20 protein-coding genes are annotated in these 25,629 nt (G+C 56.3%); 19 read left to right on the top strand and 1 reads right to left on the bottom strand.

From position 1 onward, the window contains the following. Positions 1-37: 37 nt before the first annotated feature. The 12 genes from serC to HCH49_RS09030 all read left to right on the top strand — a co-directional run bounded on the left by serC (position 38) and on the right by HCH49_RS09030 (position 14,111). A complete protein-coding gene (gene serC / locus HCH49_RS09085) occupies positions 38-1,126 on the top strand; it encodes a 3-phosphoserine/phosphohydroxythreonine transaminase (protein WP_126794933.1) in 1,089 nt (362 codons plus the stop codon). Between the two features lie 69 nt (positions 1,127-1,195). Further along, complete coding sequence (aroA, locus tag HCH49_RS09080; protein ID WP_221702544.1) at positions 1,196-2,479, top strand: 3-phosphoshikimate 1-carboxyvinyltransferase; 1,284 nt, start codon at positions 1,196-1,198, stop codon at positions 2,477-2,479. 185 nt (positions 2,480-2,664) lie between these two features. Continuing rightward, positions 2,665-3,348 carry a (d)CMP kinase gene (gene cmk, locus HCH49_RS09075; RefSeq protein WP_013097305.1) on the top strand — a complete coding sequence of 228 codons (684 nt, stop codon included), beginning with the start codon at positions 2,665-2,667 and terminating at the stop codon, positions 3,346-3,348. Positions 3,349-3,459: 111 nt separating this feature from the next. Continuing rightward, positions 3,460-5,133 (top strand): 30S ribosomal protein S1, encoded by a 1,674-nt coding sequence (gene rpsA / locus HCH49_RS09070; protein WP_014169387.1) that lies wholly within the window; start codon positions 3,460-3,462, stop codon positions 5,131-5,133. Positions 5,134-5,303: 170 nt separating this feature from the next. Next, the gene (gene ihfB / locus HCH49_RS09065) at positions 5,304-5,591 is read left to right on the top strand and encodes an integration host factor subunit beta (RefSeq protein ID WP_008499965.1); all 288 of its coding nucleotides are present in this window, start codon (positions 5,304-5,306) and stop codon (positions 5,589-5,591) included. 215 nt (positions 5,592-5,806) lie between these two features. Then, positions 5,807-8,071 carry a ComEC family protein gene (locus HCH49_RS09060; RefSeq protein WP_221702543.1) on the top strand — a complete coding sequence of 755 codons (2,265 nt, stop codon included), beginning with the start codon at positions 5,807-5,809 and terminating at the stop codon, positions 8,069-8,071. Between the two features lie 36 nt (positions 8,072-8,107). Next, positions 8,108-9,856 (top strand): lipid A ABC transporter ATP-binding protein/permease MsbA, encoded by a 1,749-nt coding sequence (gene msbA, locus HCH49_RS09055; protein ID WP_033145094.1) that lies wholly within the window; start codon positions 8,108-8,110, stop codon positions 9,854-9,856. Continuing rightward, positions 9,853-10,830 carry a tetraacyldisaccharide 4'-kinase gene (gene lpxK / locus HCH49_RS09050; RefSeq protein ID WP_221702542.1) on the top strand — a complete coding sequence of 326 codons (978 nt, stop codon included), beginning with the start codon at positions 9,853-9,855 and terminating at the stop codon, positions 10,828-10,830. The genes msbA and lpxK overlap by 4 nt, the downstream gene beginning before the upstream one ends. Positions 10,831-10,874: 44 nt before the next feature. Continuing rightward, positions 10,875-12,104: a winged helix-turn-helix domain-containing protein gene (locus tag HCH49_RS09045; RefSeq protein WP_221702541.1), complete on the top strand. Its 1,230-nt coding sequence runs from the start codon at positions 10,875-10,877 to the stop codon at positions 12,102-12,104. A gap of 45 nt (positions 12,105-12,149) precedes the next feature. Further along, positions 12,150-12,332: a protein YcaR gene (ycaR, locus tag HCH49_RS09040; RefSeq protein WP_006174474.1), complete on the top strand. Its 183-nt coding sequence runs from the start codon at positions 12,150-12,152 to the stop codon at positions 12,330-12,332. Continuing rightward, complete coding sequence (kdsB, locus tag HCH49_RS09035; RefSeq protein ID WP_023311001.1) at positions 12,329-13,075, top strand: 3-deoxy-manno-octulosonate cytidylyltransferase; 747 nt, start codon at positions 12,329-12,331, stop codon at positions 13,073-13,075. The genes ycaR and kdsB overlap by 4 nt, the downstream gene beginning before the upstream one ends. Positions 13,076-13,217: 142 nt before the next feature. Continuing rightward, the gene (locus HCH49_RS09030) at positions 13,218-14,111 is read left to right on the top strand and encodes a YcbJ family phosphotransferase (protein ID WP_047651301.1); all 894 of its coding nucleotides are present in this window, start codon (positions 13,218-13,220) and stop codon (positions 14,109-14,111) included. On the opposite strand, the gene elyC is transcribed toward HCH49_RS09030, so the two are convergent. After that, on the bottom strand, positions 14,088-14,867 hold the full coding sequence (gene elyC / locus HCH49_RS09025) for an envelope biogenesis factor ElyC (protein WP_221702540.1): 780 nt from the start codon (positions 14,865-14,867) through the stop codon (positions 14,088-14,090). The genes HCH49_RS09030 and elyC overlap by 24 nt on opposite strands. A 124-nt stretch (positions 14,868-14,991) precedes the next feature. Here elyC and cmoM point away from each other — a divergent pair, with 124 nt between their 5' ends. From cmoM to HCH49_RS08990, 7 genes are all read left to right on the top strand, one after another. Next, the gene (gene cmoM, locus HCH49_RS09020) at positions 14,992-15,771 is read left to right on the top strand and encodes a tRNA uridine 5-oxyacetic acid(34) methyltransferase CmoM (RefSeq protein ID WP_023311004.1); all 780 of its coding nucleotides are present in this window, start codon (positions 14,992-14,994) and stop codon (positions 15,769-15,771) included. A 3-nt stretch (positions 15,772-15,774) separates the two neighbouring features. After that, positions 15,775-17,097: a chromosome partition protein MukF gene (gene mukF / locus HCH49_RS09015; protein ID WP_033145101.1), complete on the top strand. Its 1,323-nt coding sequence runs from the start codon at positions 15,775-15,777 to the stop codon at positions 17,095-17,097. Further along, entirely contained in the window at positions 17,078-17,782 is a 705-nt protein-coding gene (gene mukE / locus HCH49_RS09010) for a chromosome partition protein MukE (protein WP_008499954.1), read from the top strand. The genes mukF and mukE overlap by 20 nt, the downstream gene beginning before the upstream one ends. Next, complete coding sequence (mukB, locus tag HCH49_RS09005) at positions 17,782-22,233, top strand: chromosome partition protein MukB (protein ID WP_221702539.1); 4,452 nt, start codon at positions 17,782-17,784, stop codon at positions 22,231-22,233. Before mukE ends, mukB begins: the two co-directional genes overlap by 1 nt. A 178-nt stretch (positions 22,234-22,411) precedes the next feature. Further along, positions 22,412-24,235 (top strand): L,D-transpeptidase, encoded by a 1,824-nt coding sequence (gene ldtD, locus HCH49_RS09000; protein WP_058840885.1) that lies wholly within the window; start codon positions 22,412-22,414, stop codon positions 24,233-24,235. 174 nt (positions 24,236-24,409) lie between these two features. Then, positions 24,410-24,961 (top strand): YcbK family protein, encoded by a 552-nt coding sequence (locus HCH49_RS08995; protein ID WP_033145104.1) that lies wholly within the window; start codon positions 24,410-24,412, stop codon positions 24,959-24,961. A gap of 20 nt (positions 24,962-24,981) precedes the next feature. Beyond that, positions 24,982-25,629: an MBL fold metallo-hydrolase gene (locus tag HCH49_RS08990; RefSeq protein ID WP_033145105.1), complete on the top strand. Its 648-nt coding sequence runs from the start codon at positions 24,982-24,984 to the stop codon at positions 25,627-25,629.

Raw genomic sequence — 25,629 nt, 5'->3', positions numbered from 1 at the left:
CAGTTATAACTTATGGCTTTTAGCGTGGTGAGGGGAAATGGCTCAAGTCTTTAATTTCAGTTCAGGTCCGGCAATGTTACCGGCAGACGTGCTTAAACAGGCTCAACAGGAACTCTGTGACTGGAACGGTCTCGGTACGTCGGTGATGGAAATCAGCCACCGTGGTAAAGAGTTTATTCAGGTGGCGGAAGAGGCAGAAAAGGATTTTCGCGATCTGCTGAATATTCCCTCGAACTACAAAGTATTGTTCTGTCACGGCGGTGGACGCGGCCAGTTTGCAGGCGTTCCGCTGAATATTCTCGGTGACAATACCACGGCTGACTACGTTGACGCGGGTTACTGGGCGGCAAGCGCCGTTAAAGAAGCGCATAAATACTGCACGCCGAATGTTATCGACGCCAAAGTGACCGTTGACGGTCTGCGCGCCGTGAAGCCAATGAGCGAGTGGCAGCTTTCCGATAACGCAGCGTATCTGCACTACTGCCCGAACGAAACCATTGACGGGATTGCCATCGACGAGACGCCAAACTTCGGTAGCGATGTCGTGGTTGCCGCCGACTTCTCCTCCACCATTCTGTCTGCGCCAATTGATGTCAGCCGCTACGGCGTTATCTATGCGGGCGCGCAGAAAAATATCGGCCCGGCCGGTTTGACTATCGTCGTTGTGCGTGAAGACCTGCTGGGTAAAGCACATAAATCCTGTCCTTCGATTCTCGATTACACCGTGCTGAACGATAACGATTCGATGTTCAACACCCCACCAACGTTTGCCTGGTATCTCTCCGGCCTGGTCTTCAAATGGCTGAAGCAAAACGGCGGCGTGGCGCAGATGGACAAGGTCAATCAGCAGAAAGCTGAACTGCTGTATGGCGTGATCGACAAGAGCGATTTCTACCGCAACGATGTGGCGAAAGCGAACCGTTCCCGCATGAACGTGCCGTTCCAGCTGGCGGACAGCAGCCTGGACAAAGTGTTCCTGGAAGAGTCCTTCGCGGCAGGTCTGCATGCGCTCAAAGGTCACCGTGTCGTTGGCGGCATGCGTGCCTCCATCTATAACGCGATGCCGCTGGAAGGCGTTAAGGCCCTGACGGATTTCATGATCGACTTCGAACGTCGTCACGGTTAATTTGCTGTTTTTCACCCCCGCAGCGTCCCTGCGGGGTTTTTATTATGTTGAGTTGAGAGTTTAGTTTTCATGGAATCCCTGACGTTACAACCTATCGCGCGGGTAGATGGCACCATCAATCTGCCTGGTTCAAAAAGTGTCTCGAACCGCGCTCTGCTGCTGGCAGCTCTGGCAAACGGCACCACCGTCCTCACCAACCTGCTGGACAGCGATGACGTGCGTCATATGCTCAATGCGCTGAAAGCGTTGGGCGTTCATTACACTCTCTCCGACGATCGTACCCGCTGCGAAGTGACCGGCAACGGCGGCGCGCTGCGCTCGGGCGAAGAGCTTGAGCTGTTTCTGGGCAACGCCGGTACCGCGATGCGCCCGCTGGCGGCGGCCCTGTGCCTGGGTAGCAACAACATTGTGCTGACCGGCGAGCCGCGCATGAAAGAGCGTCCGATTGGTCACCTGGTGGATGCTCTGCGTCAGGGCGGCGCGCAGGTTGAGTATCTTGAGCAGGAAAACTATCCGCCACTGCGTCTGCGCGGCGGTTTTACCGGCGGTCACGTCGAGGTGGACGGCAGCGTCTCCAGCCAGTTCCTGACGGCACTGCTGATGACCGCGCCGCTGGCACCGCAGGATACGGTTATCACCATTAAAGGTGAGCTGGTCTCCAAACCGTACATTGATATCACCCTGCACCTGATGAAAACCTTCGGCGTCGAGGTGGAAAACCAGTCTTATCAGCGCTTCGTGGTGCGTGGGGCGCAGCAGTACCAGTCTCCGGGTAACTATCTCGTTGAAGGGGATGCGTCATCCGCGTCCTACTTCCTGGCCGCGGGTGCGATTAAAGGCGGCACGGTAAAAGTGACCGGTATTGGCCGTAACAGCGTGCAGGGCGACATCCATTTTGCGGACGTGCTGGAAAAGATGGGCGCCATTGTCACCTGGGGCGATGACTTCATCTCCTGTACCCACGGCGAGCTGAACGCCATCGACATGGACATGAACCATATTCCGGATGCGGCGATGACCATTGCCACGGCGGCGCTGTTTGCCAAAGGCACTACCACGCTGCGTAACATCTACAACTGGCGCGTAAAAGAGACGGACCGCCTGTTCGCGATGGCGACCGAGCTGCGAAAAGTCGGTGCCGAGGTGGAAGAGGGCGAAGACTACATTCGCGTGACCCCTCCGGCAAAACTGCAGTTTGCGGAAATCGGCACCTATAACGATCACCGCATGGCGATGTGCTTCTCGCTGGTGGCGCTGTCAGACACCCCTGTCACCATTCTTGACCCGAAATGTACGGCGAAAACGTTCCCGGACTACTTCGAACAGCTGGCACGCATTAGCACGCTGGCCTGATAACGTATTGCCGCATCGCCCGATGCGGCATTTGCTTACGCTTCATTACGAACACCTCCGCTCATTTCTTCTACACTCTGCTTCAATCATTCCGTAATTTGCACGCAAAGGTAACAGTTGCGCACGTTGGCGCGTATAATGCGCGGCGTTCATGTAAACGGTATGCCTTATTTAAGGAGAAAAAGATGACGGCAGTTGCCCCGGTAATCACCATTGATGGGCCGAGTGGCGCAGGGAAAGGTACTCTGTGCAAAGCGATGGCGGAAGCATTGCAATGGCATCTTTTAGATTCGGGAGCAATCTATCGCGTGTTGGCGCTGGCCGCGCTGCATCACCATGTGGATGTCGCGTCTGAAGAAGCGCTGGTTCCGCTGGCTGCGCATCTGGATGTGCGTTTCGTATCGACCGATGGCAACCTGGAAGTCATCCTTGAAGGGGAAGACGTGAGCGGCGAAATCCGTACGCAGGAAGTAGCTAATGCGGCCTCTCAGGTCGCGGCGTTCCCGCGCGTTCGCGAGGCGCTGTTACGTCGTCAGCGCGCGTTCCGTGAAGCCCCGGGGCTGATCGCTGACGGACGCGATATGGGAACGGTGGTATTCCCTGATGCGCCAGTGAAAATTTTTCTTGACGCCTCTTCGGAAGAACGTGCTCAACGCCGCATGCTTCAGTTGCAGGAAAAGGGGTTTAGTGTTAACTTTGATCGCCTTTTATCCGAGATAAAAGAGCGCGATGACCGCGATCGTAACCGCGCCGTCGCCCCACTTGTTCCTGCAGAAGATGCATTAGTTCTGGATTCAACCAGTTTAACTATTGAGCAAGTGATTGAAAAAGCGCTACAATATGCGCGCCAAAAACTGGCACTCGCGTAATCGCGACCGATTTAGCAGTACCCCCGCTGCAATGGATTGACGGCGGGTATGTGAAACAACCCCATCCGGCACGGAGCCAGGTGGACGTTAATATTAACCTGAAGATTAAACATGACTGAATCTTTTGCTCAACTGTTTGAAGAATCCTTAAAAACAATCGAAACCCGCCCGGGTTCCATCGTTCGCGGTGTTGTTGTTGCTATCGACAAAGACGTAGTACTGGTTGACGCCGGTCTGAAATCTGAGTCCGCCATTCCGGCAGAGCAGTTCAAAAACGCCCAGGGCGAGCTGGAAATCCAGGTAGGTGACGAAGTTGACGTTGCTCTGGACGCAGTAGAAGACGGCTTCGGTGAAACCCTGCTTTCTCGTGAGAAAGCTAAACGTCACGAAGCATGGATCACGCTGGAAAAAGCTTACGAAGAAGCTGAAACTGTGGTCGGTGTTATCAACGGCAAAGTTAAAGGTGGCTTCACTGTTGAGCTGAATGGTATTCGTGCGTTCCTGCCAGGTTCTCTGGTAGACGTTCGTCCAGTTCGTGACACTCTGCACCTGGAAGGCAAAGAGCTTGAATTCAAAGTAATCAAGCTGGACCAGAAGCGTAACAACGTTGTTGTTTCCCGTCGTGCCGTTATCGAATCCGAAAACAGCGCAGAACGCGATCAGCTGCTGGAAAACCTGCAGGAAGGCATGGAAGTCAAAGGTATCGTTAAGAACCTCACTGACTACGGCGCATTCGTTGACCTGGGCGGCGTTGATGGCCTGCTGCACATCACCGACATGGCGTGGAAACGCGTTAAGCACCCAAGCGAAATCGTGAACGTGGGCGACGAAATCACTGTTAAAGTGCTGAAGTTCGACCGCGAGCGTACTCGTGTATCCCTCGGCCTGAAACAGCTGGGCGAAGATCCATGGGTAGCTATCGCTAAGCGTTACCCAGAAGGTACTAAACTGACTGGTCGCGTAACCAACCTGACTGACTACGGCTGCTTCGTTGAAATCGAAGAAGGCGTTGAAGGTCTGGTGCACGTTTCCGAAATGGACTGGACCAACAAAAACATCCACCCATCCAAAGTTGTTAACGTTGGTGATGTAGTGGAAGTGATGGTTCTGGATATCGACGAAGAACGTCGTCGTATCTCCCTGGGCCTGAAACAGTGCAAAAACAACCCATGGCAGCAGTTCGCGGAAACCCACAACAAGGGTGACCGTGTTGAAGGTAAAATCAAGTCTATCACTGACTTCGGTATCTTCATCGGCCTGGACGGCGGCATCGATGGCCTGGTTCACCTGTCTGACATCTCCTGGAACGTTGCAGGCGAAGAAGCAGTTCGTGAATACAAAAAAGGCGACGAAATCGCTGCAGTTGTTCTGCAGGTTGACGCAGAGCGTGAGCGTATCTCCCTGGGCGTTAAACAACTCGCAGAAGATCCGTTCAACAACTGGGTTGCACTGAACAAGAAAGGCGCAATCGTAAACGGTAAAGTGACTGCAGTTGACGCTAAAGGCGCAACCGTAGAACTGGCTGACGGCGTTGAAGGTTACCTGCGCGCTTCTGAAGCTTCACGTGACCGCGTTGAAGATGCCACTCTGGTTCTGAACGTAGGCGACGACGTTGAAGCTAAGTTCACCGGTGTTGACCGTAAGAACCGTGCAATCAGCCTGTCTGTTCGTGCTAAAGACGAAGCTGATGAGAAAGATGCAATCGCAACTGTTAACAAACAGGAAGATGCAAACTTCTCTAACAACGCAATGGCTGAAGCTTTCAAAGCAGCTAAAGGCGAGTAATGTCAGGTTCTCAGCATCATTTGCGCTGTAACGCATTTACAGCGTGAAGGATGAGGAGCAAACTTGACAGATTGCAGGATTCGTCCTGTAATCAATAACAAAGGGCGGCTACGGCCGCCCTTGTTTAATGAGCTGTTCAGCTAATTGGTTTGAAAGGAACCGGAGGAATCATGACCAAGTCAGAATTGATTGAAAGACTTGCCAGTCAGCAACCGCATATCCCTGCCAAGGCAGTGGAAGATGCCGTAAAAGAGATGCTGGAGCATATGGCCTCCACTCTTGCCCAGGGCGAGCGCATTGAAATCCGCGGTTTCGGTAGTTTTTCTCTGCACTATCGTGCTCCACGTACCGGGCGTAACCCGAAAACTGGCGATAAAGTCGAGCTGGAAGGCAAGTACGTTCCACACTTTAAGCCGGGTAAAGAACTGCGCGATCGCGCCAATATTTACGGCAACTGAGTTTAGCCAGACGGTTAAACTGGGTTCGAAAGAAAGCACCTGCGGGTGCTTTTTTTGTCTCTGTCGCTTTCCTTCTGAAGGTGCCCCGCATTTTTCCGTTTCGTTTTCTGCAAACCGATAAAAACAGCACAGCTCGCGCTGTAAAACGTACTTTTCCCATCTGACAATTCGCTCTGCCTGATTAGATACTGCCCCTCTGAAACAGGGAGGTAGCAATGGGAATTCCCGCGCTTAGCATCTGCGTCATTCTGGCAATAGCCCCGTTACTCTGGTTACCTGAACTGCCATCACGTCATACCGTGTGGATAATGATTGTTGGCGGGATCGTGCTGGCCGCACGGCGAAACGTACGACTGAAGTATGCGGGTATCACGCTGTTATTTTGCGTGTGGGGTATTCTGGCTGCGAAGGAGAGCGTCTGGCCGATGCAGCATTTAACCACGGGGGCCGTGCAGGCTGAGGTAGCGATCACCGCCACAGATGGCGCAACGCAGCATCAGGGAAACATTCTTAGCGTTGATGGCAAGCGCTGGTGGGCCTCTACCGGCATAACGCTGTATGGCAATTATCTGCCACAGAAAGCGTGTGCCGGTCAGCGCTGGACCATGACGCTCAGGCTCAGGCCTGCCCACGGCGAACTGAACGACGGCGGTTATGATTCCCAGCGCAGCGCTTTTGCCCGCCATCAAACGCTGAGCGGGCGCTTCACCCGTGCGGAACTCGTCGATGGACGCTGCAGCCTGCGAGCGCAATATCTCATCTCACTGCAAAACCGCCTTTCTGCTTACCGATGGGGGGCGGTTATCCTCGGACTGGGAATGGGTGAACGTCTGGATATGCCCCGGGAAATACAAGACCTGATGCGCGAAACCGGGACGCTGCATCTGATGGCGATTTCGGGACTGCATATCGCGCTGGCGGCATCCCTCGCCTGGTTACTCGCACGTGGGCTACAGTTTTTATTACCCAGCCACCGTATCCACTGGCAAATGCCTCTTCTGGCCGGGTTATGCTTTGCCGCTTTCTACGCCTGGCTTACCGGTCTTCAACCGCCTGCGCTACGAACGGTCATCGCGCTTGCTGTGCTTGCAATGTTGCGGATCGCTGCCCGTCAGTGGTCTCCCTGGCAGGTGTGGGTCTGCTGTATCGCGGCGATCCTGATAAGCGATCCCTTAGCCATACTCTCGCAGAGTCTGCTCTTATCTGCATTTGCCGTCGCCGCGCTGATTTTCTGGTTTCAGTGGCTGCCTCTTCCTGGCTGGCGCAGGGCACGACATCTACGGCCGCTGCTGAACCTGATCTATCTGCAGGTGGGCATGCTGATGCTGATGATGCCGTTACAGGTTCTGATTTTCCACGGCTTCAGCATTTCTTCTCTGGTCGCGAATCTCTTTGCCGTTCCCCTGGTGACGTTTGTCTCCGTGCCGCTGATTCTGCTCGGTATGCTGCTTCATCTGTTGCCGTTGGCGGCACTTGAAAGCGTTGTCTGGTTCGCAGCCGATAAATCACTTGCGGGGCTGTTCTGGCTCCTCATGCGCCTGCCTGACGGCTGGCAAAATGTCGACCAACGCTGGCAGTACATGACATTACTGCCCTGGCTTATCATCATTGGCTGGCGCTTTCGTGCCTGGAAAACCCTTCCAGCCGTTTGTCTTGCAGGAAGTGCCTTACTGACATTTCCTCTGTGGCGAACGGAAAAAAGCGAGAGCTGGACGCTGCATATGCTGGATGTGGGTCAGGGGCTGGCGATGGTCATTGAACGGCAGGGGAAAGCCATTCTCTATGATACCGGACTCGCCTGGCCGGGCGGGGATAGCGCGCAGCGGTTGATTATCCCGTGGCTTCGCTGGCATCACCTGCGGCCTGAAGGCGTTATTCTCAGTCATGAGCACCTCGACCATGCGGGAGGACTCGCATCGTTGCAAAAAGCGTGGCCTGACGCGTGGGTAAGAAGCCCATTGCGCCAGGCGGGGCATCGCCCCTGTTTTCGCGGGCAGAGATGGAAATGGCAGGGACTCTCCTTCACCGTCCACTGGCCCCCCGAAAATTACCCGGCGCAGGGAAACAACCATTCCTGCGTGGTAAAGGTGGACGACGGTGAGCAGAGCGTTCTGCTAACGGGGGACATTGAAGCGCAAGCGGAACAGGCTATGCTTAGCCATTACTGGCGTTATCTGACGTCTACGCTTATACAGGTGCCCCATCATGGCAGCAATACTTCGTCGTCATTGCCGCTGGTACAGCGGGTGGAAGGTCAGATCGCCCTGGATTCAGCGGCCCGCTATAACGCATGGCGATTCCCGTCGGCAAAAGTTGTCCGACGCTACCGAAAAGAGGGGTACATCTGGCACGATACCCCTCATTCTGGACAAATATCGGTGACATTCTCGCAACATCACTGGCAAATCCGGCGCTTGCGAGAGCAATTTTTACCCGTTTGGTATCATCAGTGGTTTGGCGAGCCCGTCGATAACGGGTAGAATATGCGGCTATTTCAACGAATGCTGGTTTTTTGAATGCATAACGACAAAGATCTCTCCACGTGGCAAACCTTCCGCCGACTCTGGCCGATGATTGCGCCCTTTAAAACAGGCCTGATCGTGGCGGGAGTAGCGTTAATCCTCAACGCAGCCAGCGATACTTTTATGCTATCGCTTCTCAAACCGTTACTGGACGACGGTTTTGGTAAAACGGATCGCTCAGTGTTGCTATGGATGCCTCTGGTGGTTATCGGACTGATGATCTTACGCGGCATCACCAGCTATATCTCCAGCTACTGTATTTCCTGGGTATCAGGGAAAGTGGTGATGACCATGCGCCGTCGCCTGTTCAGCCACATGATGGGCATGCCGGTTTCGTTCTTTGACAAGCAGTCTACCGGGACGCTGCTGTCCCGTATTACCTACGACTCAGAGCAGGTTGCCTCCTCGTCCTCGAGCGCGCTGATCACCGTTGTGCGTGAGGGCGCGTCAATCATCGGCCTGTTCGCGATGATGTTCTATTACAGCTGGCAGCTGTCGATCATCCTTATCGTTCTGGCGCCGATAGTTTCTATTGCTATCCGCGTCGTCTCAAAGCGCTTCCGCAATATCAGTAAGAATATGCAGAACACGATGGGGCAGGTGACGACCAGCGCGGAACAGATGCTGAAAGGGCATAAAGAAGTTCTGATTTTTGGCGGTCAGGACGTCGAAACCAAACGCTTCGATAAAGTCAGCAATAAAATGCGTCTGCAGGGGATGAAAATGGTCTCGGCCTCTTCCATCTCTGACCCGATTATTCAGCTGATTGCCTCCCTGGCGCTGGCATTCGTCCTGTATGCCGCAAGCTTCCCGAGCGTCATGGAGACGCTGACGGCGGGTACTATCACCGTGGTCTTCTCCTCTATGATCGCCCTGATGCGTCCGCTGAAATCCCTGACGAACGTGAACGCCCAGTTCCAGCGCGGGATGGCCGCCTGTCAGACGCTGTTCAGTATTCTGGATTCCGAACAGGAAAAAGATGAAGGTACTCGCGAGATTGAGCGCGCCCGTGGTGACGTTGAATTCCGCAATGTCACTTTCGCCTATCCTGGACGTGAAACGCCGGCGCTGCGTAATATCAACCTGTCCATTCCGGCGGGTAAAACCGTGGCGCTGGTAGGCCGTTCCGGCTCGGGTAAATCGACCATTGCCAGCCTGATCACCCGTTTCTACGATATTAACGAAGGTGAGATCCTCCTGGACGGTCATGATCTGCGGGAGTATACCCTGCAGTCGCTGCGTAACCAGGTGGCGCTGGTTTCCCAGAACGTGCACCTGTTCAACGATACTGTGGCTAACAACATTGCGTATGCGCGCACGGATGAATACAGCCGTGAGCAGATTGAGAACGCCGCGCGTATGGCCTACGCAATGGACTTTATCAACAAGATGGATAACGGCCTGGATACGATAATCGGTGAGAACGGGGTACTGCTCTCCGGCGGTCAGCGTCAGCGTATCGCCATTGCGCGTGCGCTGCTGCGCGACAGCCCGATCCTGATTCTGGACGAAGCGACCTCCGCGCTGGATACGGAATCTGAACGCGCTATTCAGTCTGCGCTGGATGAGCTGCAAAAGAACCGTACCTCGCTGGTGATTGCGCACCGTCTGTCGACTATCGAGCAGGCTGACGAAATCGTCGTGGTTGAGGACGGTATCATTGTTGAACGCGGAAGCCATGCTGATTTGCTGGAACACCGCGGCGTTTACGCCCAGCTTCATAAGATGCAGTTTGGCGAATGATTGCACGCATCTGGTCCGGTGAATCTCCGCTGTGGCTGCTGCTTTTGCCGCTCTCCTGGCTATACGGCCTGGTGAGCGGCACAATTCGTCTGCTTTACCGTCTCGGGCTGAAGCGTGCCTGGCGCGCGCCGGTTCCGGTGGTGGTGGTCGGTAATCTTACGGCGGGCGGCAACGGTAAAACGCCGGTGGTGATCTGGCTGGTGGAGCAATTGCAAAAACGCGGTATCCGCCCGGGGGTGGTATCGCGCGGATATGGCGGTAAAGCGGCGCGTTATCCGCTGCTGCTGACGGCGGAAACCACGACTGCCGAAGCGGGTGATGAGCCGGTATTGATTTTCCAGCGTACCGGCGCGCCGGTTGCGGTCTCCCCGGTGCGCAGCAACGCCGTTCAGGCACTGCTTGCCGAACACGCGGTACAAATCATTATCACTGACGATGGCCTGCAGCATTACGCCCTGGCGCGTGATAAAGAGATTGTGGTCATCGACGGGGTTCGCCGCTTCGGTAACGGCTGGTGGCTGCCGGCCGGGCCCATGCGCGAACGCGCTTCGCGCCTTAAGTCCGTTGATGCGGTGATTGTGAACGGTGGTGAGGCAAAAGCGGGTGAAATCCCGATGTACCTGCAGCCAGGCCTGGCGATCAACCTGGTGACGGGTGAGCGCCGGTCAGTTGCTGAGCTGCCTTCACCGGTGGCGATGGCGGGGATTGGCCATCCGCCGCGCTTCTTCGCGACGCTGGAACACTGTGGTGCCCGGCTGGAAAAACGCGTTCCGCTGGCCGACCACCAGGCGCTGGTGGAAGGGCAGGTCGACGCCCTGACCGTACCCGGGCAGTCGCTGATTATGACCGAAAAAGATGCGGTGAAATGCCGTGCCTTCGCGAAAGAAAACTGGTGGTATCTGCCGGTTGACGCTGAACTCAGCGGCGAGCAGCCGGAACGTTTGCTCAAGGAACTGATTGCGTTGGTGAAATAAACGCTTACGCGGTTCTGGTGGCGCTTTGACTGACAGGATAACGCATGTCTTTACCGCAACTCTCGCTTTCAGCCGCACGTCATTTACACCTTGCCGCGCAGGGGCTGCTTAGAAAGCCCCGCCGCCGCGCGCAGCCTGCCGATATTCTCTCTACCGTCCAGCGCATGTCGCTGCTTCAAATCGACACCATTAACATCGTGGCCCGTAGCCCTTACCTGGTGCTGTTTAGCCGCCTGGGGAATTATCCTTCGCAGTGGCTGGATGAGGCGCTCAGCAAGGGGGAGTTAATGGAGTACTGGGCGCACGAAGCCTGCTTCCTGCCCCGCAGCGATTTTGCCCTGGTTCGCCACCGTATGCTTGCCCCTCAAAAGATGGGCTGGAAATACCGTCAGGCGTGGATGCTGGAACATGCTGCCGAAATTGAGCAGCTTATCGCGCATATTCAGGAAAACGGTCCCGTACGCTCCGCCGATTTTGAACACCCGCGCAAAGGCACCAGCGGCTGGTGGGAGTGGAAGCCGCATAAACGTCATCTCGAAGGGCTGTTTACCTCTGGCAAAGTCATGGTGATTGAGCGGCGTAATTTTCAGCGCGTCTACGACCTGACGCATCGCGTGATGCCGCACTGGGACGACGAGCGTGACCTGCTTACCCAGGAGGCGGCCGAGGCTATCATGCTCGAAAACAGCGCCCGCAGCCTGGGAATTTTCCGCCCGCAATGGCTGGCTGATTATTATCGCCTTCGCCAGCCCGCGCTGAAACCGCTGCTGGATATCTGGCAACGCGAACAGCGCATCATCCCCGTCACGGTGGAAACGCTGGGCGAAATGTGGCTGCATGCGGATCTCCTCCCGCTACTGCCTCTGGCCCAGGAGGGGAAACTTCAGGCAACCCACAGTGCGGTGTTGTCGCCTTTCGACCCGGTCGTCTGGGACAGAAAACGTGCCGAGCAGCTGTTCGATTTTAGCTACCGGCTGGAATGTTATACCCCAGCGCCAAAGCGCCAGTATGGTTACTTTGTTCTCCCGCTGCTGCATAAGGGGCAACTGGTCGGGCGTATGGACGCCAAAATGCACCGCAAGACCGGCACGCTTGAAATCATTGCGCTTTATCTGGAAGAGGGTGTCAGGGTGACGGCGAGCCTGGAAAAAGGGTTAACGTTCGCCATTAGCGAATTCGCGCGCTGGCAGGGTGCCCGCGACGTGACGCTGGGCCGGGTGCCCGACGGACTGTTTACATCCTGTCGAAGTGGCTGGGAAACAGGCACTCCCTGAAAAGGGAATGTGTTAAGCTTTAGCGATTACCCATACGGAGGAACTATGGATCACCGTTTACTTGAAATTATTGCCTGCCCGGTTTGCAACGGCAAACTCTACTACAGCCAGGACAAACAGGAGCTGATTTGCAAGCTGGACAGCCTGGCTTTCCCGCTGCGTGACGGCATTCCGGTGCTGCTGGAAAATGAAGCTCGTTCCCTGGTGGCAGAAGAGAGCAAACCATGAGTTTTGTTGTCATTATTCCTGCGCGTTATGCCTCAACGCGTCTTCCGGGTAAACCGCTGGTGGATATCAACGGCAAGCCGATGATTGTGCATGTCCTTGAGCGTGCGCGTGAATCCGGTGCCGATCGCGTGATTGTTGCTACCGATCATCCTGACGTCGCCCGTGCGGTTGAGGCGGCTGGCGGTGAGGTGTGCATGACCCGCGCCGATCACCAGTCCGGCACCGAGCGTCTGGCGGAAGTGGTTGAGAAATGTGGCTTCAGTGATGATACGGTCATCGTTAACGTTCAGGGTGACGAGCCGATGATCCCGGCGGTGATTATCCGTCAGGTGGCAGAAAACCTGGCTCAGCGTCAGGTCGGTATGGCGACGCTCGCGGTGCCCATTCACCACGCTGAAGAGGCATTCAATCCCAATGCGGTGAAGGTGGTCATGGATGCCGAAGGCTATGCGCTCTATTTCTCACGCGCCACGATCCCGTGGGATCGCGATCGCTTTGCGCTCTCTAAAGAGACAATCGGTGATACTTTCCTGCGTCATATCGGGATCTACGGCTATCGCGCCGGTTTTATTCGTCGATATGTTACCTGGGCGCCGAGTCCGCTGGAGCATATCGAAATGCTGGAGCAGCTTCGCGTGCTCTGGTACGGCGAAAAAATTCACGTTGCCGTTGCCAGCGAAGTGCCTGGAACGGGCGTTGATACGCCGGAAGATCTTGAGCGCGTTCGCGCCGAGTTGCGCTAATCCAGCCTGCATCCCTCCTGTCGGAGGGATGCTCTCTCCCTCGCTAATTCCCCTTTCTTTTTCCTAATTGTTCTCTTCCGGGTGACATCTCCCTTCAGGACGCTCATTATAAAAGCAGTAGTCTTAATGGGGGTAATCTCATATGGAACAGCTGCGTGCCGAACTTAGCCATCTGCTGGGTGAGAAATTAAGCCGGGTCGAATGCGTGAGTGAAAAGGCCGATACCGCGCTTTGGTCGTTGTATGACAGTCAGGGCAACCCAATGCCGCTGATGGCCAGAAGTTTCACCTCGCCGGGCGTTGCCAGGCAGCTGGCATGGAAAATGTCGATGCTGGCACGGGAGGGAACCGTCCGTATGCCGACGGTGTACGGCGTGATGACCCACGAGGAACACCCCGGCCCGGACGTGCTGCTGATTGAGCGTTTACGCGGCGTGCCCGTTGAAGCGCCCGCGCGCACGCCGGAACGCTGGGAGCAGTTAAAAGACCAGATTGTCGAGGCGCTGCTGGCCTGGCACCGTCAGGATAGCCGCGGGCTTGTCGGTCCGGTCGACAGCACTCAGGAAAACCTGTGGCCGCTGTGGTATCGCCAGCGGGTGGAAGTGCTGTGGGGAACGCTTAACCAGTTCAGCAATACCGGTTTAACCATGCAGGACAAACGTATTCTGTTTCGCACCCGCGAGTGCTTACCGGCGCTATTCGACGGTTTTAATGACAACTGCGTGCTGATTCACGGTAATTTCACCCTGCGCAGCATGCTTAAGGACTCCCGCAGCGATCAGCTTCTGGCGATGCTTGGGCCGGGGATCATGCTCTGGGCTCCGCGCGAATACGAACTGTTCAGGCTCAGCGACAGCGGGGCGGCGGAAGGTTTACTGTGGCACTACCTTCAACGCGCGCCCGTTGCAGAAGCGTTTCTCTGGCGGCGCTGGCTTTACCTGCTCTGGGACGAAGTCGCGCAGTTGGTCAACACCGGACGTTTTAATCGCGCAAATTTCGATCTGGCAACAAAATCACTCTTGCCCTGGCTCGCCTGACGACCCTCTCAGCCACTGCCAGAGGCGTCCGAGCATCTCATAACCGACGCGATCGCTATGCATCAGCCAGGCCGGGGATGGGATCGCCCGTTCCCACGGGTTGAGCGGCGCGTCGATGGCCATCTGGTTTGCCGGTGCGGGAAGCGGGTGCAGGCCTTGCTTCTGGAAGAAAATCATCGCGCGGGGCAGGTGTGAGGCGGAGGTCACCAGTAAGAACGGGACATCGCCAATTGCCTGCTTCACTGCGGCAGCCTCTTCTTCGGTGTCTTTTGGACTGTCCAGGGTGATAATCGAGGAACGCGGCACGCCGAGTGATTCTGCGACCCTGGCGCCCGCTTCAGCCGTACTCACCGGGTTCGTTTTGGCCGCCGCGCCGGTGAAGATCATTTTTGAACCCGGGTTCGCCAGCCAGAGGCGAATGCCTTCGTTTAGCCGTGGCAGGCTGTTGTTGATCAGGTTTGAACTGGGGGCCCAGTCAGGATCCCAGGTATATCCGCCGCCCAGCACCACGATGTACGCCACTTTCTGATTTCCCTGCCATGTTGGGTACGTGTTTTCGATGGGGCGTAACAAGCCATCCGCGACCGGCTGCAGGCTCAACAACAGCAGGACAAACCAGCCGAGCGTGATAAGCGTTTTGCCACTCTTCTGAAAGCGACTGAACCACACCAGCGCCAGCCCCAGCGCGATGATGATGAGCAGCAGCGGAAGGGGAAGCATCATCCCTCCAATGTATTTCTTAAGGGTAAAAAGCATCCTTTTTGGTTCCTTTTTTGACCATATAGCAGGTGATTACCCGTGATATTACACCAGAGAGGTTCATTCTCCGCGCGGGTGTGACAAAATAGCGGTTTTGCAGTTAGCGAGTGGAACTCTCCCAATGCGGGATCGCAATTTTGATGACATCGCGGAAAAGTTTTCGCGCAACATTTATGGCACCACGAAAGGTCAGCTCCGTCAGACGATCCTCTGGCAGGATCTGGACACCATTCTGGCCACCTTTGGTGGGCAAACGTTGCGCGTGCTGGACGCCGGTGGCGGTGAAGGGCAGACGGCGATAAAAATGGCCGAGCGCGGTCATCACGTCACGCTTTGCGATCTTTCTGCTGAAATGGTCGCCCGCGCGACGCGTGCTGCAGAAGAGAAAGGTGTGAGCGACAACATGCATTTTATACAATGCGCCGCTCAGGACATCGCACAGCATTTGGAAACCCAGGTTGATCTGATATTGTTTCATGCGGTGCTGGAGTGGGTTGCCGATCCGCAAAGCGTGTTACAAACCCTGTGGTCGATGTTGCGCCCGGGCGGCACGCTGTCGCTGATGTTCTACAATGCTAACGGCTTCCTGATGCACAACATGGTTGCAGGAAACTTCGACTATGTGCAAGTCGGGATGCCCAAAAAGAAAAAGCGCACGCTTTCCCCGGACTATCCGCGCGATCCACAGCAGGTTTATGGCTGGCTGGAAGCGATTGGCTGGCAGATAGTCGGGAAGACGGGCGTCAGGGTGTTTCATGATTATCTGCGTGAAAAACACAAACAGCGTGACTGTTTTGACACCTTAACAGAATTAGAAACGCGGTATTGCCGTCAGGAGCCTTTTATCAGCCTTGGCCGCTATATTCACGTCACCGCGCACAAGCCGCAGATGCAAGGATAACCTATGAGTGAATTTTCCCAGACAGTCCCCGAACTGGTTGCCTGGGCCAGGAAAAACGATTTCTCCATCTCGCTGCCGGTAGACAGACTCTCTTTCCTGCTGGCGGTTGCCACGCTGAACGGCGAACGGCTGGACGGTGAAATGAGCGAGGGTGAACTGGTGGATGCGTTCCGCCATGTCAGTGATGCGTTTGAGCAAACCAGCGAAACCATTAGCGTGCGTGCCAACAACGCAATCAACGATATGGTGCGTCAACGTCTGCTGAACCGCTTTACCAGCGAGCAGGCGGAAGGAAACGCCATCTATCGCCTGACGCCGCTGGGCATCGGCATCACCGATTACTATATTCGCCAGCGTGAATTTTCTACGCTGCGTCTTTCCATGCAGCTCTCGATCGTGGCGGGTGAGCTTAAGCGCGCCGCCGACGCGGCGGATGAAAACGGTGACGAATTCCACTGGCACCGTAACGTCTACGCGCCGCTGAAATATTCGGTGGCCGAGATTTTCGACAGTATCGATCTCACCCAGCGCCTGATGGACGAACAGCAGCAGCAGGTGAAAGACGATATCGCCCAGCTGCTGAATAAAGACTGGCGAGCGGCCATCTCCAGCTGTGAACTTCTGCTGTCAGAAACCTCCGGCACGCTGCGTGAGCTCCAGGATACGCTGGAAGCCGCAGGAGACAAGCTGCAGGCTAACCTGCTGCGTATCCAGGATGCGACGCTGGCACACGACGATCTGCATTTTGTCGACCGCCTGGTGTTCGATCTGCAGAGCAAACTCGATCGCATTATCAGCTGGGGCCAGCAGTCGATCGACCTGTGGATCGGCTACGACCGACACGTGCATAAATTTATCCGTACCGCGATTGATATGGATAAAAACCGCGTCTTTGCTCAGCGTCTGCGTCAGTCGGTGCAGACCTATTTCGATGCGCCGTGGGCGCTGACCTACGCCAATGCCGATCGTTTGCTGGATATGCGCGACGAAGAGATGGCGCTGCGCGATGAAGAGGTAACCGGTGAACTGCCGCCGGATCTGGAATACGAAGAATTTAACGAAATTCGCGAGCAGCTTGCGGCGATGATCGAAGAACAGCTCGCAGTCTACAAAACCAGACAAGTGCCGCTGGATCTTGGGCTCGTGGTGCGCGACTATCTGGCGCAATATCCACGCGCGCGCCACTTCGACATTGCCCGCATTGTGGTAGACCAGGCGGTGCGCCTGGGCGTTGCGCAAGCAGATTTCACCGGACTGCCGCCGAAGTGGCAGCCAATCAACGATTACGGAGCCAAGGTACAGGCGCATGTCATTGACAAATATTGAACAAGTGATGCCAGTTAAGCTGGCACAGGCGCTGGCGAATCCGTTATTTCCGGCGCTGGACAGCCAGCTGCGTGCCGGTCGTCACATTGGATTAGACGAGCTGGATAATCACGCCTTTTTGATGGACTTCCAGGAGTACCTGGAAGAGTTTTACGCACGCTATAACGTGGAACTTATCCGCGCGCCGGAAGGGTTTTTCTACCTGCGTCCGCGCTCCACGACGCTGATCCCGCGTTCCGTGCTTTCCGAGCTGGATATGATGGTCGGCAAAATTCTCTGCTACCTCTACCTCAGCCCGGAACGTCTGGCGAATGAAGGGATCTTCACCCAGCAGGAACTTTACGACGAGCTGTTGACGCTGGCTGATGAGAGCAAGCTGCTCAAGCTGGTGAACAACCGCTCCACGGGGTCGGACCTTGACCGTCAGAAATTACAGGAAAAGGTTCGCTCTTCCCTGAACCGTCTGCGTCGTCTGGGGATGGTCTGGTTTATGGGCCATGACAGCAGCAAATTCCGCATTACGGAATCTGTCTTCCGCTTCGGCGCCGACGTGCGTGCGGGCGATGACGCGCGTGAAGCGCAGCTTCGCATGATCCGCGACGGTGAAGCGATGCCGGTGGAAAACCATTTGCAGCTCAATGACGAGCATGAAGAGAATCTGCCGGATAGCGGGGAGGAAGAGTAATGATTGAACGCGGTAAATTTCGCTCACTGACGCTGATTAACTGGAACGGCTTCTTTGCCCGAACGTTCGATCTGGATGAGCTGGTCACGACGCTCTCCGGCGGTAACGGTGCGGGTAAATCCACCACCATGGCAGCCTTTGTTACGGCGCTGATCCCTGACCTGACGCTGCTTCACTTCCGTAACACCACCGAAGCGGGAGCCACAAGCGGCTCCCGTGATAAAGGTCTGCACGGTAAGCTGAAGGCTGGCGTCTGTTATTCGGTTCTGGACGTCATTAACTCCCGTCATCAGCGCGTTGTGGTGGGCGTGCGCCTGCAGCAGGTCGCCGGTCGCGACCGTAAAGTGGATATCAAACCGTTTGCAATCCAGGGGCTGCCAACCTCCGTGCAGCCGACGGCGCTGCTGACGGAAACCCTGAACGAACGCCAGGCGCGCGTGCTGACGCTGCAGGAGCTGAAGGACAAGCTTGAGGCCATCGAAGGCGTGCAGTTCAAGCAGTTCAACTCGATTACCGACTACCACTCGCTGATGTTCGATCTGGGCGTGGTGGCGCGTCGTCTGCGCACGGCATCAGACCGTAGCAAATACTACCGCCTGATCGAAGCGTCTCTGTACGGCGGTATCTCCAGCGCGATTACCCGCTCCCTGCGCGACTACCTGCTGCCGGAAAACAGCGGCGTGCGTAAGGCCTTCCAGGATATGGAAGCGGCGCTGCGCGAAAACCGCATGACGCTGGAAGCGATTCGCGTTACCCAGTCTGACCGCGACCTGTTTAAACACCTGATCAGCGAAGCCACCAACTACGTGGCGGCAGACTACATGCGCCACGCCAACGAGCGCCGGGTGCATCTCGATCAGGCATTAGAATACCGCCGCGAGCTGTTTACCTCCCGTAAACAGCTTGTGGCCGAGCAGTACAAGCACGTTGAAATGGCGCGCGAGCTGGGCGAGCACAACGGTGCTGAAGGCGACCTGGAAGCCGACTATCAGGCCGCCAGCGATCATCTGAACCTGGTGCAGACCGCGCTGCGTCAGCAGGAAAAAATCGAGCGCTATGAAGCGGACCTCGATGAGCTGCAGATTCGTCTCGAAGAGCAAAATGAAGTGGTGGCTGAAGCCGCCGACATGCAGGAAGAGAACGAAGCCCGCGCCGAAGCGGCCGAGCTGGAAGTGGATGAGCTGAAAAGCCAGCTTGCCGATTACCAGCAGGCGCTGGACGTGCAGCAAACGCGAGCGATTCAGTACACCCAGGCACTGCAGGCATTACAGCGTGCGAAAGAGCTGTGCCATCTGCCTGACCTTACGCCGGACAGCGCCGACGAATGGCTGGATACCTTCCAGGCCAAAGAGCAGGAAGCCACCGAGAAACTGCTCTCCCTCGAACAGAAAATGAGCGTCGCGCAAACGGCGCACAGCCAGTTTGAGCAGGCTTATCAGCTGGTAGTCGCGATTAACGGCCCGCTGGCGCGTAACGAAGCCTGGGACGTTGCCCGTGAACTGCTGCGCGACGGTGTGAACCAGCGCCATCTGGCCGAGCAGGTTCAGCCGCTGCGTATGCGTCTGAACGAGCTGGAGCAGCGCCTGCGCGAGCAGCAGGAAGCCGAGCGTCTGCTGGCGGAATTCTGTAAGCGTCAGGGAAAAAATTACGATTTCGACGAGCTTGAGGCCCTGCATCAGGAGCTGGAAGCGCGTATTGCGGCCCTGTCCGATACCGTATCAAACGCCAGCGAACAGCGTATGACCCTGCGTCAGGAGCTGGAGCAGATTCAGTCCCGTTCGAAGACGCTCCTGGAGCGTGCACCGGTCTGGCTGGCGGCTCAAAGCAGCCTGAACCAGCTCAGCGAGCAGTGCGGCGAGCAGTTCGAATCCAGTCAGGAAATGACCGAATACCTGCAGCAGCTGCTGGAGCGCGAGCGCGAAGCCATCGTTGAGCGTGATGAAGTGGGCGCCCGCAAGCGCGACGTCGATGAAGAAATTGAGCGCTTAAGCCAGCCGGGCGGGTCAGAAGATCCACGCCTGAATGCGCTAGCGGAGCGTTTTGGCGGCGTGCTGCTGTCCGAGATTTATGACGACGTTGGCCTGGACGATGCGCCGTACTTCTCCGCGCTGTACGGTCCATCCCGCAACGCGATTGTGGTCCCGGATCTGTCGCTGATTTCTGAGCAGCTTGCCGGCCTGGAAGATTGCCCGGAAGATCTCTATCTGATCGAAGGGGATCCGCAGTCGTTCGATGACAGCGTATTCAGCGTCGACGAGCTGGAAAAAGCGGTGGTGGTGAAAATTGCCGACCGTCAGTGGCGTTATTCCCGCTTCCCGGAGCTGCCGCTGTTTGGCCGCGCCGCGCGCGAAAGCCGCATCGAGAGCCTGCACGCCGAGCGTGAAACGCTGTCTGAACGTTTTGCGACCCTGTCGTTTGACGTGCAGAAAACCCAGCGTTTGCACCAGTCGTTCAGCCGCTTTATCGGCAGCCATCTCGCCGTAGCGTTTGACGCGGATCCGGAAGCCGAAATCCGCAAGCTCAATACCCGCCGTGGCGAGCTGGAACGTGCGATTGCCAGCCATGAAAGCGATAACCAGCAGAGTCGCGTTCAGTTTGAACAGGCGAAAGAGGGCGTCGCTGCCCTTAACCGCATTCTGCCGCGCCTGAATCTGCTGGCGGATGACACGCTGGCTGACCGTGTGGATGAGATCCAGGAGCGTCTGGATGAAGCGCAGGAAGCCGCGCGTTTCGTTCAGCAGCACGGCAATCAGCTGGCGAAGCTGGAGCCCGTCGTGTCTGTCCTGCAGAGCGACCCGGAACAGTTCGAGCAGTTAAAAGAAGATTATGCCTGGTCGCAGCAGGTGCAGCGCGAAGCGCGTCAGCAGGCGTTTGCCCTGACGGAAGTGGTGCAGCGTCGGGCCCACTTTGGCTACTCCGATTCGGCTGAAATGCTGAGCGGTAACAGCGATCTGAACGAAAAACTGCGTCAGCGGCTTGAGCAGGCGGAGGCGGAACGTACTCGCGCCCGCGAAGCAATGCGCAGCCATTCCGCTCAGCTGAACCAGTACAACCAGGTGCTAGCCTCGCTGAAAAGCTCCTTCGACACCAAGAAAGAGCTGTTAAACGATCTGCAGAAAGAGCTTCAGGACATCGGCGTGCGTGCCGACAGCGGGGCAGAAGAGCGCGCGCGTATTCGTCGTGACGAGCTGCATTCGCAGCTCAGCAATAACCGCGCGCGTCGTAATCAGCTGGAAAAAGCGCTGACCTTCTGCGAAGCCGAAATGGATAACCTGACCCGTCGCCTGCGCAAGCTGGAACGCGACTATCACGAAATGCGCGAGCAGGTCGTGACCGCCAAGGCGGGCTGGTGCGCGGTGATGCGCATGGTGAAAGACAATAACGTTGAGCGTCGTCTGCACCGCCGCGAGCTGGCGTATCTCTCTGCCGATGAGCTGCGCTCCATGTCGGATAAGGCGCTGGGTGCGCTGCGTCTGGCGGTGGCGGATAACGAACACCTGCGCGACGTGCTGCGCATGTCGGAGGATCCGAAACGTCCGGAACGTAAAATCCAGTTCTTCGTGGCAGTTTACCAGCACCTGCGCGAGCGTATTCGTCAGGACATCATCCGTACCGACGATCCGGTCGAAGCCATCGAACAGATGGAAATCGAGCTGGGCCGTCTGACGGAAGAACTGACCTCCCGCGAGCAGAAGCTGGCGATCAGCTCCCGCAGCGTGGCGAACATTATTCGTAAAACCATTCAGCGCGAGCAGAACCGTATCCGCCAGCTGAACCAGGGTCTGCAGAGCGTGTCGTTTGGCCAGGTGAACAGCGTGCGCCTCAACGTCAACGTGCGTGAAGCCCACGCGACGCTGCTGGAAGTGCTCTCAGAGCAGCACGAGCAGCATCAGGATCTGTTCAACAGCAACCGTCTGACCTTCTCCGAAGCGCTGGCGAAGCTGTATCAGCGCCTGAACCCGCAGATTGATATGGGCCAGCGTACTCCACAAACCATCGGTGAAGAGCTGCTGGACTACCGTAACTACCTGGAAATGGAAGTTGAGGTAAACCGTGGCTCAGACGGCTGGCTGCGTGCGGAATCCGGGGCGCTCTCTACCGGTGAAGCGATCGGTACCGGGATGTCAATTCTGGTGATGGTCGTACAGAGCTGGGAAGATGAAGCGCGCCGCCTGCGCGGCAAAGATATCTCGCCATGCCGACTGCTGTTCCTGGATGAGGCGGCGCGTCTTGATGCCCGCTCGATTGCCACGCTGTTCGAGCTTTGCGAACGTCTCGATATGCAGCTCATTATCGCGGCGCCGGAGAACATCAGCCCCGAGAAGGGCACCACCTACAAACTGGTGCGTAAGGTGTTCCAGAACAGCGAACACGTTCACGTTGTGGGGCTGCGTGGCTTTGCGCCGCAGCCGCCGGAGTCGTTGACGGAAACCACGGCGGACGCTTCCTGAAGCGTCTTCTGACCCGAAGCGGCGCACTGGCGCCGCTTTTTTTTTAAACTTAACTTGTGCTTGGGGCTGCGTTATCTTTAAACTTCTTTACATAAGGTAAGGCAACAGCTTAGCCGTCTACCTATAATGAAAGAAAGCCCCAGCGTGATGGGCATGTCGTGAAAACAGGGGGCAAGGGATGTTGCTAAAGAAAGAATGTGGTCGTCAGCTGTCTGCGCTGAGTTTATGCCTGGCAGTGATGTTTGCTCCGCTGTTAACCGCCCAGGCCGACGAGCCTGAAATTGTGCCGACTGACAGCTCGGCAACGACAGGCGCTCAGCCAACGTCGTTGTCCCAGCCGCTGGAGCAGTCTCCGGCGACGGCTATCATGGCCGGTATTAAACCGCTGCCGGAAGGCATCGACGCGGAATCGCTCAGTCAGCAGCTGCAGTCGGAGCTGCCGTCAGGCTACACGCCTGTCTATATCAACCAGCTCACGCTCCTCTATGCTGCCCGCGATATGAAACCGATGTGGGAAAATCGCGATGCCGTGCGCGCCTTCCAGCAGCAGCTGGCAGAGGTTGCGATTGCAGGGTTTCAGCCGCAGTTTACAAAGTGGGTTGAGCTGTTAACCGATCCTGCCGTCACCGGGCAGGCGCGTGATGTGGTGCTTTCCGATGCCATGATGGGCTACCTGCAGTTCGTGGCGGGTATCCCGGTCAACGGCAACCGCTGGCTGTACAGCGATAAGCCGTACAAGCTGGCGACGCCGGCGCTGTCGGTGATTAACCAGTGGCAGCTAGCGCTGGATAACGGCGAACTGCCGCGCTTTATTGCCAGCCTGGCACCGGCGCATCCACACTATGCCACTCTGCACCAGTCGCTTCTCGCGCTGGTTGGGGACACGCGTCCATGGCCGCAGATGCGCGGCACCGCGACGCTGCGTCCGGGGCAGTGGAGCAGCGATGTGCCCGCCCTGCGCGAGATCCTGACGCGTTCCGGTCTTCTTGACGGCGGGCCAAAGATTGTTCTCCCGGGTGACGATCCACAGAACGTCGCCGTCAGCCCGTCAGCGCCAGTTAAAGAGAAGAAAGCCGTTGCCCTGAGCAACAAACCCGCGGCTTACGATCGCGAGCTGGTTGCGGCCGTTAAACAGTTCCAGGCCGCTCAGGGGCTGGGGGCCGATGGCGTCATTGGCCAGACGACGCGCGACTGGCTGAACGTATCGCCTGCGCAGCGGGCAGGGGTGCTGGCGCTCAATATCCAGCGTTTGCGCTTGCTGCCGGGAACGCTCTCTACCGGAATTATGGTTAACATCCCGGCGTATTCCCTGGTCTATTACCAGAACGGCAGCGAAGTGCTGGCGTCGCGCGTGATTGTCGGGCGTCCGGATCGTAAAACACCGATGATGAGCAGCGCGCTGAATAACGTGGTGGTTAACCCGCCGTGGAACGTACCGCCGACGCTGGCGCGTAAAGACATTCTGCCGAAAGTCTGGAACGATCCGGGTTATCTGGAGCGTCATGGCTACACGGTGATGCGTGGATGGAACAGTAAAGAGGCCATCGATCCTTATATGGTCGACTGGTCGACCATCACAGCGTCGAATCTGCCGTTCCGCTTCCAGCAGGCTCCCGGAGCGCATAACTCTTTAGGGCGCTACAAATTCAACATGCCGAGTTCAGAAGCGATCTATCTGCACGATACGCCGAACCACAATCTGTTCCAGAAAGATACGCGCGCGCTGAGTTCTGGCTGTGTGCGCGTGAACAAAGCTTCAGAGCTGGCCAATATGCTGTTGCAGGATGCGGGCTGGAACGATACGCGTATCTCGGATGCCCTGAAGCAGGGGGATACGCGTTACGTGAATATTCGCCACAATATTCCGGTCAATCTTTACTATCTGACGGCATTTGTGGGTGAGGACGGGCGTACCCAGTATCGTACAGATATTTACAATTATGATCTCACCGCGCGATCCGGCGCACAAATTTTGCCAAAAGCGGAACAATTAATCAGGTAAATGAAGCAGTTCGGGAAAAATGATTGTCGTAAGTTAGGGTGAATAGGGGGCAATATCGCTGTAAGCCGCGTATTCACTGGGGTTGGGCGCCTTGACGTACCTGGTTTTGCCAGTTAAGGTGCCCTTCGTGCGCTAAGCATATTACGATTTCTTTTACCTGTAGACCTGATTATCATGGACAAATTTGACGCTAATCGCCGCAAACTGCTGGCGTTAGGTGGTGTTGCGCTTGGCGCAGCGGCCATCTTGCCGACGCCAGCATTTGCCACCCTCTCGACACCTCGTCCGCGAGTTTTAACGCTCAATAACCTGCATACCGGTGAGTCGCTAAAAGCGGAGTTTTTCGATGGCAGAGGCTATATTCAGGATGAATTAGCAAGACTTAACCATTTTTTCCGTGATTTCCGCGCGAATAAAATAAAAGCCATCGATCCAGGACTGTTTGATCAGATTTTCCGCCTTCAGGGCCTGCTGGGCACCAGCAGGCCGGTGCAGCTCATTTCTGGCTATCGTTCGATTGATACCAATAATGAACTGCGCGCCCACAGTCGCGGGGTAGCCAAAAAAAGCTATCACACGAAGGGACAGGCAATGGATTTCCATATTGAAGGCGTTTCGTTAGCCAATATTCGCAAAGCCGCGTTATCTATGCGCGCAGGTGGTGTAGGATATTACCCCAGCAGCAATTTTGTGCATATTGATACCGGTCCGGTTCGGCACTGGTAATAACGAAACACAGGAGCAGTATGAACTATCGTATTATTCCGGTTACCGCGTTCTCCCAGAATTGTTCATTGATCTGGTGCGAACAGACTAAACTGGCCGCGCTTGTCGATCCCGGCGGTGACGCTGAGAAAATCAAGCAGGAAGTCGCCGACAGCGGCGTGACGCTCATGCAGATTTTACTGACGCACGGTCACCTCGACCATGTGGGTGCAGCGGCTGAACTCGCTAAACACTACGGTGTGCCGATCGTCGGTCCGGAAAAAGAAGATGAGTTCTGGCTGCAGGGGTTACCCGCCCAAAGCCGCATGTTTGGCCTTGATGAGTGTCAGCCCCTGACGCCCGATCGCTGGCTGAACGAAGGAGAGCGAGTTAACGTAGGGAATGTGACTTTACAGGTGTTGCATTGTCCTGGGCATACGCCAGGCCATATCGTCTTCTTTGATGACCAGTCCCGTCTGCTGATTTCCGGCGATGTGATCTTCAAAGGTGGCGTAGGACGCAGCGATTTTCCGCGCGGCGATCACGGGCAGCTGATTCAGTCGATTAAACAAAAGTTATTGCCGCTGGGTGATGACGTTACGTTTATCCCTGGACACGGTCCGATGTCGACGCTGGGCTACGAACGGCTCCATAATCCGTTCCTTCAGGATGAGATGCCTGTCTGGTAA

Origin of the sequence: Enterobacter sp. Y17, assembly GCF_019730495.1 — a bacterium.
GTDB lineage: Bacteria > Pseudomonadota > Gammaproteobacteria > Enterobacterales > Enterobacteriaceae > Enterobacter > Enterobacter asburiae_B.
The sequence above is the reverse complement of the archived record's forward strand: the minus strand, read 5'-3'. Positions and strand labels throughout refer to the sequence as shown.

Coding starts and splice junctions, on each gene's coding strand:
- serC (WP_126794933.1), top strand. CDS start 38: ATGGCTCAAGTCTTTAATTTCAGTTCAGGTCCGGCAATGTTACCGGCA.
- aroA (WP_221702544.1), top strand. CDS start 1,196: ATGGAATCCCTGACGTTACAACCTATCGCGCGGGTAGATGGCACCATC.
- cmk (WP_013097305.1), top strand. CDS start 2,665: ATGACGGCAGTTGCCCCGGTAATCACCATTGATGGGCCGAGTGGCGCA.
- rpsA (WP_014169387.1), top strand. CDS start 3,460: ATGACTGAATCTTTTGCTCAACTGTTTGAAGAATCCTTAAAAACAATC.
- ihfB (WP_008499965.1), top strand. CDS start 5,304: ATGACCAAGTCAGAATTGATTGAAAGACTTGCCAGTCAGCAACCGCAT.
- HCH49_RS09060 (WP_221702543.1), top strand. CDS start 5,807: ATGGGAATTCCCGCGCTTAGCATCTGCGTCATTCTGGCAATAGCCCCG.
- msbA (WP_033145094.1), top strand. CDS start 8,108: ATGCATAACGACAAAGATCTCTCCACGTGGCAAACCTTCCGCCGACTC.
- lpxK (WP_221702542.1), top strand. CDS start 9,853: ATGATTGCACGCATCTGGTCCGGTGAATCTCCGCTGTGGCTGCTGCTT.
- HCH49_RS09045 (WP_221702541.1), top strand. CDS start 10,875: ATGTCTTTACCGCAACTCTCGCTTTCAGCCGCACGTCATTTACACCTT.
- ycaR (WP_006174474.1), top strand. CDS start 12,150: ATGGATCACCGTTTACTTGAAATTATTGCCTGCCCGGTTTGCAACGGC.
- kdsB (WP_023311001.1), top strand. CDS start 12,329: ATGAGTTTTGTTGTCATTATTCCTGCGCGTTATGCCTCAACGCGTCTT.
- HCH49_RS09030 (WP_047651301.1), top strand. CDS start 13,218: ATGGAACAGCTGCGTGCCGAACTTAGCCATCTGCTGGGTGAGAAATTA.
- elyC (WP_221702540.1), bottom strand. CDS start 14,867: ATGCTTTTTACCCTTAAGAAATACATTGGAGGGATGATGCTTCCCCTT.
- cmoM (WP_023311004.1), top strand. CDS start 14,992: ATGCGGGATCGCAATTTTGATGACATCGCGGAAAAGTTTTCGCGCAAC.
- mukF (WP_033145101.1), top strand. CDS start 15,775: ATGAGTGAATTTTCCCAGACAGTCCCCGAACTGGTTGCCTGGGCCAGG.
- mukE (WP_008499954.1), top strand. CDS start 17,078: ATGTCATTGACAAATATTGAACAAGTGATGCCAGTTAAGCTGGCACAG.
- mukB (WP_221702539.1), top strand. CDS start 17,782: ATGATTGAACGCGGTAAATTTCGCTCACTGACGCTGATTAACTGGAAC.
- ldtD (WP_058840885.1), top strand. CDS start 22,412: ATGTTGCTAAAGAAAGAATGTGGTCGTCAGCTGTCTGCGCTGAGTTTA.
- HCH49_RS08995 (WP_033145104.1), top strand. CDS start 24,410: ATGGACAAATTTGACGCTAATCGCCGCAAACTGCTGGCGTTAGGTGGT.
- HCH49_RS08990 (WP_033145105.1), top strand. CDS start 24,982: ATGAACTATCGTATTATTCCGGTTACCGCGTTCTCCCAGAATTGTTCA.